This window comes from Streptomyces sp. NPDC057474 (genome assembly GCF_042802555.1).
GTDB lineage: Bacteria > Actinomycetota > Actinomycetes > Streptomycetales > Streptomycetaceae > Streptomyces.
Window position 1 is genome coordinate 1 of the sequence record NZ_JBHVDX010000476.1, and the last position, 2,065, is coordinate 2,065.

Consider the following 2,065-nt stretch of genomic DNA (forward strand, 5'->3'; position numbering starts at 1 on the left):
CCTCCTTCATGGCCTTGTTCCAGGACGCCTCGTCCTCGACCGGCTCGTCCAGGAAGAGGAAGTCGACGTTGGCCGTGATGTCCGAGAGGACCGTCACACGGGTCTGGGCGTGCGGGGCGATCTCGGCGAACCGCTCCGCGTCGAAGTCCTCGGGCGCCCAGGGGGCGAACGGGGCCTTCAGCCAGGGGCCGCAGCGCTCGGTGAACTCCTTCACGTCCAGCAGGCGGATGTGGTCGGCGTTGATCGCCTCGGCCTTCTTCAGGTCGAAGCGGGCCGGGTTGGGGTTCACGTCCGCGATGTCGAAGGCGGCGACCATCTCCTCGATCGTGAAGATGTCCTTGTCCGCGGAGAGCGACCAGCCGAGCAGGGAGAGGTAGTTGAGCAGACCCTCGGGGAGGAAGCCGCGCTCCCGGTAGAGATTGAGGCTCGACTGCGGGTCGCGCTTGGAGAGCTTCTTGTTGCCCTCGCCCATGACGTACGGCAGGTGGCCGAAGGACGGGACCTCCTTGGCGATGCCCAGCTCCATCAGCGCCTTGTACAGGGCGATCTGACGGGGCGTCGAGGAGAGCAGGTCCTCGCCGCGCAGCACGTGGGTGATCTCCATCAGGGCGTCGTCGACCGGGTTGACGAGGGTGTAGAGCGGGGCGCCGTTCGCGCGGACGATGCCGTAGTCCGGCACGTTCTCCGGGGTGAAGGTCAGCTCGCCGCGGACCAGGTCCGTGAAGGTGATCGTCTCGTCGGGCATCCGGAAGCGGACGATCGGCTCGCGGCCCTCCGCCTCGTACTGCTCCTTCTGCTCGGCCGTGACCTCGCGGCACTGGCCGTCGTAGCCGGAGGGCTTGCCGGCGGCACGGGCGGCGTCGCGGCGCTCCTCCAGCTCCGAGGCGGTGCAGTAGCAGTAGTACGCGTGGCCGGCGTCCTGGAGCTTCTGGGCGATCTCCTTGTACGTGTCCATGCGCTGCGACTGGCGGTACGGCGCGTGCGGGCCGCCGACCTCGGGGCCCTCGTCCCAGGTGAAGCCCAGCCAGCGCAGGGAGTCCAGGAGCTGCCCGTAGGACTCCTCGGAGTCGCGGGCCGCGTCGGTGTCCTCGATGCGGAAGACGAACGTGCCGCCGGTGTGGCGGGCGAACGCCCAGTTGAACAGGGCCGTGCGGACCAGACCCACATGGGGGTTGCCGGTCGGGGACGGACAGAAACGTACGCGGACGGAGCCGTTAGCCACGCTTGATCACCTTGTTGGTGAGAGTGCCGATGCCTTCGATGGTGACGGCGACCTCGTCGCCGACGTTGAGGGGGCCGACCCCTGCCGGGGTGCCCGTGAGGATCACGTCGCCGGGGAGCAGCGTCATGGCCTCGGTGATGTTGACGATCAGGTCCTCGATGGAGTTGATCATCTCGCTCGTCCGGCCCAGCTGGCGCTGCCCGCCGTTGACGGTGAGCTGGATGGTGAGGTCGCTCGGGTCGAGGTCGGTCTCCACCCAGGGGCCCAGCGGGCAGGCGGTGTCGAAGCCCTTGGCCCTGGCCCACTGCTTCTCGCGCTTCTGCACGTCACGGGCAGTGACGTCGTTGGCGCAGGTGTAGCCGAAGATCACGTCCTTGACGCGTTCGCGCGGGACCTCGCGGCACAGGCGGCCGATGACGACGGCCAGCTCGGCCTCGTGGTGGAGGTCCTCGGAGAAGGACGGGTACTGGATCTCGTCGCCGGAGCCGATCACCGAGGTGGCCGGCTTGAAGAAGGCGAACGGGGCGTCGGGGACCTCGTTGCCCAGCTCGCGCGCGTGTTCGGCGTAGTTGCGGCCGAAGGCCACGATCTTGTTGGGGAGCACCGGCGGCAGCAGCCTGACCTTGCTGAGCGGGACCTTCGTACCGGAGAGCTCGAAGTCCGCGAACGGAATGCCCTTGATGATGTCGAGGACGAGCTCGTCCGGCTTGTCGCCCTCGACCGCGCCGAAGGCTACGTTCCCGTCGATGGAGAACCTGGCGATGCGCACGGGATGCTTGCGCCCCTTAACTGAGCTGGCTGGAGTCTGACGGTCCAGGCTAACGCGGGGCGGGGGCCCCGCCT

2 protein-coding genes are annotated in these 2,065 nt (G+C 68.2%); both read right to left on the reverse strand.

Annotation, left to right across the window (positions count from 1 at the left end; translation table 11 throughout):
• On the reverse strand, window positions 1-1,222 hold a 1,222-nt coding region (gene gltX / locus ACFU53_RS47820; RefSeq protein ID WP_384006909.1), incomplete at its 3' end, for a glutamate--tRNA ligase.
• Window positions 1,215-1,991, reverse strand: a complete 777-nt coding sequence (locus tag ACFU53_RS47825; protein ID WP_384006912.1) for a fumarylacetoacetate hydrolase family protein — start codon at window positions 1,989-1,991, stop codon at window positions 1,215-1,217. The genes gltX and ACFU53_RS47825, both read right to left, overlap by 8 nt.
• Window positions 1,992-2,065 lie beyond the last annotated feature (74 nt).